This window comes from Verrucosispora sp. SN26_14.1 (genome assembly GCF_004307965.1).
In the GTDB taxonomy this organism is placed as follows: domain Bacteria; phylum Actinomycetota; class Actinomycetes; order Mycobacteriales; family Micromonosporaceae; genus Micromonospora.
Map to the genome: position 1 here is coordinate 1 of NZ_SISL01000260.1, position 8,291 is coordinate 8,291.

Annotated in this window: 7 protein-coding genes and 1 pseudogene; 5 read left to right on the forward strand and 3 right to left on the reverse strand. The window is 73.2% G+C overall.

Features of this window, described 5'->3' with window-relative positions:
- Nucleotides 1-499: pseudogene (locus EYA84_RS33570) on the forward strand (tetratricopeptide repeat protein); the annotation flags it as partial.
- A gap of 810 nt (nt 500-1,309) precedes the next feature.
- Here EYA84_RS33570 and EYA84_RS20840 read toward each other — a convergent pair.
- The gene (locus EYA84_RS20840) at nt 1,310-2,476 is read right to left on the reverse strand and encodes a homogentisate 1,2-dioxygenase (protein ID WP_131054733.1); all 1,167 of its coding nucleotides are present in this window, start codon (nt 2,474-2,476) and stop codon (nt 1,310-1,312) included.
- A gap of 78 nt (nt 2,477-2,554) precedes the next feature.
- On the opposite strand from EYA84_RS20840, the gene EYA84_RS20845 reads away from it, so the two are divergent.
- From EYA84_RS20845 to EYA84_RS20860, 4 genes are all read left to right on the forward strand, one after another.
- On the forward strand, nt 2,555-3,415 hold the full coding sequence (locus EYA84_RS20845; RefSeq protein ID WP_131054728.1) for a hypothetical protein: 861 nt from the start codon (nt 2,555-2,557) through the stop codon (nt 3,413-3,415).
- 31 nt (nt 3,416-3,446) lie between these two features.
- The gene (gene fahA / locus EYA84_RS20850) at nt 3,447-4,643 is read left to right on the forward strand and encodes a fumarylacetoacetase (RefSeq protein WP_131054729.1); all 1,197 of its coding nucleotides are present in this window, start codon (nt 3,447-3,449) and stop codon (nt 4,641-4,643) included.
- Between the two features lie 169 nt (nt 4,644-4,812).
- On the forward strand, nt 4,813-5,022 hold the full coding sequence (locus EYA84_RS20855; RefSeq protein ID WP_131054730.1) for a DUF397 domain-containing protein: 210 nt from the start codon (nt 4,813-4,815) through the stop codon (nt 5,020-5,022).
- A gap of 153 nt (nt 5,023-5,175) precedes the next feature.
- Complete coding sequence (locus EYA84_RS20860) at nt 5,176-6,426, forward strand: PQQ-binding-like beta-propeller repeat protein (protein WP_131054731.1); 1,251 nt, start codon at nt 5,176-5,178, stop codon at nt 6,424-6,426.
- 114 nt (nt 6,427-6,540) lie between these two features.
- Here the strand turns inward: EYA84_RS20860 and hisC are convergent, their stop codons facing one another.
- The gene (hisC, locus tag EYA84_RS20865; protein ID WP_131054732.1) at nt 6,541-7,641 is read right to left on the reverse strand and encodes a histidinol-phosphate transaminase; all 1,101 of its coding nucleotides are present in this window, start codon (nt 7,639-7,641) and stop codon (nt 6,541-6,543) included.
- Nucleotides 7,638-8,291: RDD family protein (locus EYA84_RS20870; RefSeq protein ID WP_236145877.1), on the reverse strand; the 654-nt coding region annotated here is incomplete at its 5' end. The genes EYA84_RS20870 and hisC, both read right to left, overlap by 4 nt.

Consider the following 8,291-nt stretch of genomic DNA (forward strand, 5'->3'; position numbering starts at 1 on the left):
CCGCCCGGCCGACGCGCTGACCGCCGCCGAGACCGCCGTGGCAGCCGCGCCGGGACAGCTCGCCCCACTCGTCGTGCGGGGCCTGGCCCTGGGCGACCTGGAACGGTACGCAGACGCCGCGCGTACCGCCGACGAGATCCTGGCGTTGGGGCCGGAGGACGCGTACGCGCAGCGCAGCGCGGCGGCGATCCTGGCCGGCTCCCGCAACGGACAGCCGGCGCTGAACGCGGCCTGGCACGGGGTGGAGCTGGCGCCCGAGGAGCCGCAGGCACATCTGGTGCTCGGCCTGGTGGCGGCCAACATGCAGATGTACGACCTGGCCGAGCGCGCGTACCGGGAGGCGCTGCGGCTGGACCCACGGCTGGCCGAGGTGAGCGAGGACGTCGGTGTGCTGCGGTTGGAGCAGCGCCGGTGGAGCGCGACGCTGGAACAGCTCGCGGAGGCGGCGGTGGCCAGCCTGCCGTCGAACGACCCGAACCGCCGCGACGGTACGCGAACCGACCCGAACCGGACGGACACCGTCCCGGACGACCTGAGCGGTCTCGACCAGTCCCGGAACGACCCGGAGACCCCGGACGGGCGGAAACCGGGCCAGAGTGGGCCTGGCGGGCCGACGGCGGGTCAGACCGGCCTGAGTTGGCCCACCGGCGGGCTGAGCTGGCCCACGGCGGGTCAGGGCGGGACAGGTCGGCCGGACCCCGTCACCGGCCAGCCGGACGGCCTGAGCGGGCCTGGCGGGGGTCAGGGTGGACCGGGGCAGGGTGGCGCGAATCAGGCCGGGGAGGGCGTCGGTCGGTCCGCCGACGGGCGGGACGAGCCGCCGACGTGGCCGTCCGAGAGCGGGTCGGCCGGCGGGTACCAGGGTGATCCCTTCGCCGCGCCGGGCGGCGCGGGTCCGGTGGGTCCGATCGCCGACCGCACCGTGCCGGCGGCGCTGCGGCAGCTCGTCGTCTGGGGCGCCGGATGGTCGGTGATCGCCGCCGTGCTGGTCGCCTGCTCGGCCGCCACCGGGTCCGGCTTCTCCCGCATGATGGCAGTGCTGGCCGCAGCCGGCGGCGGCTTCGTGGTGTGGCGGCAGGCGTCGCGGTTGCCCGGGCTGACCCGGACGGTCCTGCCGGTGCTGCGGCGCACCGACCGGACGCTCGCGTTCGCCGTCTACGGGGCCTGCGTGGCACCGGTGCTGATCCTGCTCTACGCCCTGCTGGGCACCCCGTGGCCGCTGGTGCTGGCGATCGGGGTGGCGATGGCCGCGCAACTCGCGATCATCACCCGACCGGTCGCCTGACCGGCCGGGTGGGTCGGGGCGGGGTCAGGGGCGGCGGGCCCAGGTCCAGGCGTACGCGTCGTCCTCGCACTCGCTCGCCGCGTCGCACAGGTCGAGTGGCCGGAACGTGTCGACCATGACCGCCAGCTCGTCGAAGAAGTCCACGCCGATCGAGCGCTCCGCGGCGCCGGGCTGCGGGCCGTGCGTGAAGCCGGACGGGTGCAGCGAGATGGACCCCTGCTCGATGCCGGAGCCGCGCCGGGCCTCGTAGTTGCCGCCGGTGTAGAAGAGCATCTCGTCGGAGTCGACGTTGTGGTGGTGGTACGGCACCGGGATGGCGCCCGGGTGGTAGTCGACCTTGCGCGGGACGAACGAGCAGATCACGAAGTTCGGCCCCTGGAACGTCTGGTGCACCGGTGGCGGCTGGTGGACCCGGCCGGTGATCGGCTCGAAGTCGTGGATGGAGAACGCCCACGGATACATGTGCCCGTCCCAGCCGACCACGTCGAACGGGTGGTTCGCGAAGACGTGTCGGGTCCACCCGCGACGGTGACGCACCAGCACGTCCACGTCGGTGCCGTCGACCAGCAGCGGCGTGTCCGGTCCCCGGACGTCGCGCTCGCAGTACGGCGAGTGCTCCAGGAACTGGCCGCGTACCGAGAGGTAGCGCTTGGGCGGGCCGATGTGGCCGGACGCCTCGACGGCGAGCAGCCGGGTCGGCGTGTCACCGGTCGGCACCAGCCGGTGCACCGTCGAGGTCGGGATGATCACGTAGTCGCCGGCGGTCACGTCCAGCACCCCGAAGGTCGACTCGACCCGTAGTGCCCCGGACTCGACGTAGAGGCAGTGGTCGCCGGTGGCGTCGCGGAACAGCGGGGAGGGCCGGTCGGCCAGCACGTACGCGATCCGGACGTCGTCGTTGGCGAGCAGGTAGCGCCGGCCGAGGACCGGGTCGGCGCCGGTGCCGTCGAGCTTGTGGGTCCGCAGGTGCCGGGGCTTGAGCGGCAGGTTGGGCGTACGGGTCACCGCCGGTGGGGTGAACTCCTCGGCGGCGACGATCGCGGTCGGCGCGTACCGGTGGTAGAGCAGGGACGAGTCGGAGGAGAAGCCCTCCTGGCCCATCAGCTCCTCGGTGTAGAGGCTGCCGTCGGGTTGCCGGAACTGGGTGTGACGTTTCCGTGGCACCTCACCGACGCTGCGGTAGTACGGCATCTCGCCTCCCGTCACCAGCACGTCCGATAATCGGACGCTGTTGTCCGCTTCTTAGAGCGTCCCGTACATTCTTGTCTCGTGTCAACGCAGCTGCCCGCGCTCGTCACCGGACTGGTCGACGACGCCGCCGTCTTCCCGCCGGGCAGCGCGTCGCTGCCCGACGCCCTCGCCGCCCACCGGCAGCACCGCGCCGCCTGGTACGCCGACCTCGTCGGCCCGCTGCTGCTGCCGGCCTCGACCGTGGCCGCAGGTGAACTGGACGGACTCGTCGATCCCGGGCTCGCCATCGGGCTGATCGGCGACACCGGTCTCGACCGCCTGCCCCTCGCGCTCTCCTGCCTGCCTCCGCTCGGCGTGACCGCCCGGCAAATCGAGGCGCCCGTCGCGCGGCGTGGCGAGGACCCGCAGCCCGGCCTGGCCGAGCTGGTGACGCTGACCGAACGGCTGGACGGCGTACCCGTCTATGCGGAGATCCCGCTGACCTTCGGGCTGATGGGGGCGCTGGACGCGCTGGCCGAGGCGCGGGCCGGTGGGCTGCCGGTCGCCGCGAAGTTCCGCACCGGCGGGCTCGCCGCCGAGCTGTTCCCCACCCCCGCCGAACTGGCCGCGGTGATCTGCGCCTGCCGGGACCGGCGGCTGCCGTTCAAGCTGACCGCCGGTCTGCACCACGCCGTGCGGCAGGTGGATCCGGAGACCGGTTTCACCCACCACGGCTTCGGCAACGTGCTGGCCGCCACGCTGGCCGCCGCCGACGGGGCCACGGTGGAGTCCGTCGCCGATCTGCTCACCGTGCGCGACGAGCGACCGCTGGTCCAGGGCACCGAGGGACGCCACGACTCGGCGCGTCCGCTCTGGGTGGGCTTCGGCTCGTGCAGCATCAGTGAACCACTGACCGACCTGATCCGGCTCGGGCTGGTGAACGGAGGATTCGAGGCATGAGCGAGTGGGCACGGTGGAACGGAGGGTCGGCGTGAGCTGGGTGACGGGTGCCGAGGGATCCGGGTACGGGACGCACCACCTGCCGTACGGGGTGTTCCGGGTGGATTCCGGCGAGCCCCGGATCGGCGTACGCGTCGGGGACCACGTGCTGGACCTGGCGGGCGCGGAGGAGGCCGGCCTGGTGCTGGCCGGTGGCGCGTTGCGGCAGTCCACGCTCAACGCGTTCCTGGCGCTGGGTCGCCCGCAGTGGACCGCCGCCCGGCAGCGGATCACCGAGCTGCTCACCGACGAGGCCCACCGCGCGGCGGTGGAACCGTTGCTGGTGCCGCTGGCCGAGGTGACGATGGAACTGCCCTTCGAGGTGGCCGACTACGTCGACTTCTACTCCTCGGAGCACCACGCCTCGAACGTCGGACTGATCTTCCGGCCGGGCCAGCCGCCGCTGCTGCCGAACTGGAAGCACCTGCCGATCGGCTACCACGGCCGGGCCGGCACGGTGGTGGTCTCCGGCACCCCGGTGATCCGCCCGCACGGCCAGCGGCCCGGTCCGCAGGGGCCGGTCTACGGACCGTCCGCGCGCCTGGACATCGAGGCCGAGGTCGGGTTCGTGGTGGGCGTACCGAGTCCACTCGGCCGGCGGGTGGCCGCCGCCGACTTCGCCGACCACGTCTTCGGGGTGGTGCTGGTCAACGACTGGTCGGCCCGGGACATCCAGGCGTGGGAGTACCAACCGCTCGGGCCCTTCCTCGGCAAGTCGTTCGCCACCTCGGTGGCCGCGTGGATCACTCCGTTGGACGCGCTGCGACACGCCTTCGTGCCCGCCCCGGAGCAGGACCCGCCGGTGGTCGACTACCTGCGTGAGGAGTCCCGCCTGGGGCTGGACCTGCGGCTCACGGTGCGCTGGAACGGCGAGGCGGTCAGCGAGCCGCCGTTCGCCGGCATGTACTGGACGCCGGCCCAGCAGTTGGCGCACCTGACCGTCAACGGCGCCTCGCTGCGCACCGGCGACCTGTACGCCTCCGGCACCGTCTCCGGCCCGCGCCGGGACCAGGTCGGTTCGTTCCTGGAACTCACCTGGGGCGGCACCGAGCCGGTCGTGGTCGACGGGGCGGAGCGCACCTTCCTCGCCGACGGGGACACGGTGACCGTCACCGCGACCGCTCCCGGACCGGACGGCAGCACCGTCGAGCTGGGTGAGGTCACCGGCACGGTCACGCCCGCGAACTGACCCCAACCCGACACAATTCCTTGATCGCACTCGATGTGCGATCAAGGACCGTCACTCTCTTCGTTGATGCCCTCGGAATCGCGTCGCCACGACGCGCCGGGCCGGCCGGTGCCCCCCGTTCCGGTCGGCCCGGCCCGGTGGCGACACGTCACAAACCGAGGAGATGACGATGCACGAACTCGTGGGCGCGGTCTGGCGTACCAGCAGCCGCTCGAACGACCAGGGTCTCTGTGTGGAGGTGGCCGACAACCTGGCCCGTGTCCACGGTGTGGTGGGCATACGCGACTCCAAGGACCAGGCCGGGCCGGTCCTGGTGGTCAGCCCGCCGGACTGGACGTCGTTCGTCGGCGCGATCCGGGCCGGGCACTTCACCCGCTGACGCCGTCGGCCGTGTCCCGCGAGTGCCCCGCTCTCGTGGGACACGGCCGCTTCCCGGGACGCGTCGGCCCCGACCGGAGTGTGACGCCCGCCCTCGGGGCCGTACCCCCGCGCACTCAGCCCGGCTGGATAGGGTGCCGGTCGGAGGTGCGGGATGGGGTTGACGACGGGCCGGCGACGGATCGTGACGGTGGTGTCCGTGGCTGTCATGGTCGCGGTCACCGCGATCACCGCGTACCGCGTGCTCGCTCCGGCCGAGGTCAGCACGACCGCGCGGGGCGAGTATCCGGCCGCCGCCGACCGGGAGGCCGGGGTGGTCGGCCGGCTGCCGGTGGCGCCGCTGATCGTCGACGGCCGCCTCCGGGTGTACGCCGCACAGCGCCAGGTGTACGCCGACGGGCCGGTGGACGCCCGCCACCGGGGTACGCCGTACTGGTCGTACCGGCGGTGGCCGGCCGAGGTGAGCGGGGTCGTGGCGGACGGGACCACGGTGGTCAGCCACTGGTCGGACGGGAAGCTGGTGGCGCTGGACGCGCGTACCGGACGGGTGGCCTGGCAGGTCGACGGCCCGGTGCCCGCCGAGGGGTGGACCGCGCGCCGCACCGGTGCCGGGGCGGTCTGGAGCCCGGCCGGTCTCTTCCATACCGGAGCCGGCGGCGCGTCGACGCTCGTGGTCTCCGGGCCGGAGCGCCTCGCCGCCTTCGCGCTCGACGACGGCCGGCTCCTCTGGTCCACGGAGGTGGACGACGACTGCCGCAGCGACGTGGGCACCACCACGAACGGTCGGTTCGCTGTGGTGGACCGGTGCGGGGGGCCGGCGGTGGTCGAGTTCCTCGACGTGCGCACGGGTACGCCGGTGGACCGCTGGGAGCCGCCGGGCGCCGCTGCCGAGTGGAGCGTCACGCCGGTCGGCTGCGTCACCGAGGGCGTGCGCTGTGGTGGCCTGCGCGTCACCGGCCCAGGTGACGACGGGGGGCGAGGTTGGCTGCTGGCCGCCGACGGCCCGGTGGCCGCACCCGCACTCGACCCGACCGACGCCGAACTGCACGGGGAGTGGGTCGTCCGGGCTGCGGACGGCGTGGTCACCGGACGCTCCGCCCGCGACGGCGACGAGGTCTGGCGGCGTGCCGACCTCGGGGCGGTCCGGATCGTGGCCGTCCAGCCCGACCGCGTGCACCTGCTCACCGAGACGAACGACCTGATCACCGTGGACCCAGCCACCGGGGTCGAGCGGTCCCGCTTCGTGCTGAACGTGGGGGCCGACGGGGTGGGCTGGGCGCCCGGGGCGGCGTACGCGAGCGGCGGCTACCTGGCGCTGGAGCGGCTCCGGCAGCCGCCGGTTCCGGAGGCCGACGACCAGCGCTACTTCCTCACCTCGGAGCCGCTGGTGCTGGCGGCTACCTGACCGGCGGGGCGACAGCGAGTCTCGGGCAAATCGGACAAAAGTTACGTATGCTTTCGGTGGGCTTCCGGGCCGGTCCGCTGGGGGATGGCGGATCGGCCCGGCACCGCTCGTGGTTCAGACCAGGGCGGACTCGGCGGCGGCCAGGAACGCGTCGTTCTCCTCCGGCGTACCGATGGTCACCCGCACCCCGTCACCCGCGAACGGCCGGACGATCACGCCCCGCGACTCGCACGCCTTGCCGAACGCCACCGACCGGTCGCCCAACGGCAGCCAGACGAAGTTCGCCTGACTGGTGGGCACGTCCGGGACGAGCTTGCGCAGCGCCTCGGTGACCCGGTCCCGCTCGGCCACCACCAGCGCACACCGTCGCTGCACCTCGTCGGCCTGGGCCAACGCGGCCAGCGCGCCCGCCTGCGCCGCCATGCTGGTGGAGAACGGCGTGACGACCTTGCGGACCGCCGCCGCCACCTGCGGCTGCGCGACGAGGAAACCGATCCGCAGACCCGCCAGGCCCCACGCCTTGGAGAGGGTGCGCAGCACCGCCACGTTCGGCCGGTCGGCGTAGGTCAGCCCGTCCGGCACCTCCGGATCCGTGACGAACTCCCGGTACGCCTCGTCGATGACCACCAGCACGTCGTCCGGGACGGCGTCCAGGAAGCGGTCCAGCTCGGCCCGGCGTACCGCGGTGCCGGTCGGGTTGTTCGGGTTGCAGACCAGGATCATCCGCGTCCGGTCGGTCACCGCCGTGGCCATCGCGGACAGGTCGTGCCCGTGCCCGGCCGCGTTGGGCACCTGCACGCTGGTCGCGCCGCTGGTCGCCGCGATGATCGGGTACGCCTCGAAGGAACGCCACGAGTAGACCAGCTCGTCACCGGGCAGACAGGTGGTCCGGACCAGGTGCTCGGCCAGCGCCACCGAGCCGCAGCCGGTCGCGATCCGGTCCGGGGCCACGTCGTACCGGTCGGCCAACGCCTGACGCAGCGCGACGACGCCCATGTCCGGGTAGCGGTGCACACCGGCGACCGCCTCGGCGACCGCCTCCACGACCCCGGGGAGCGGGCCGTACGGCACCTCGTTGCTGGCCAGCTTGATGGCCTCGGGCAGACCCAGCTCCCGGGCCAGGTCGGCCGGGCTGCGTCCGGGTACGTAGTTGGGCAGTGCGTCCAGGTCGGCGCGGGTCAACCGGGGTGCCGGCTGTCGTCCGGTGTCGGTCATGGGGTGTCTCCCGATGTGTCGGCACGGTCGTCGGGGCTGCGGTGGTCGGGGCTGCGGTGGTCGGGGCTGCGGTGGTCGGGGCTGCGGTCGTCGGGGGTGCGGGAAAGCTGGACCACCACGGTCTGTGCCCGCTTGTCGTGCAGGGCCTGCCGTAGCGGATGGTCGAAGAGCGGCGAGAGCGCGTCGATCAACTGGAGCAACAGGCCGAGGCCGCAGCAGTACCAGAGCAGCGTGGGCAGGCCGAGCGTGTTCCAGCGACGCAGGGCCCGACCGAAGCCCAGCGGTGCGTCCGCCTCCATCGGCACCGCCTTGACCCGGAGCAGCCGCTTGCCGAAGGTCTGCCCGCTGGCCGCCATCGCCGGGACCTCGTACGCCAACCAGAGCGCGGTGGCCAGCAACAGGATCACCACCACCAGCGAGCCGGCCTGGTCGCCCGCCGGGGGCAGCGGGTCGGTGGTGCGGTCCTGCGCCTCGACCCGCCGCCAGAACTCGTTCAGTGGAGTGGCGTACTCCTGCGCCAGCCGATAGACGAAGAAGCCGTTCACGAACACGTTGAGCAGGAAGACGATGCCGAAGTCGATCAGCCGGGCACCGAACCGGGCACCGAACGAGGCCAGCGGCAACCCGTGCGGCCTGTCTCTTATACACCT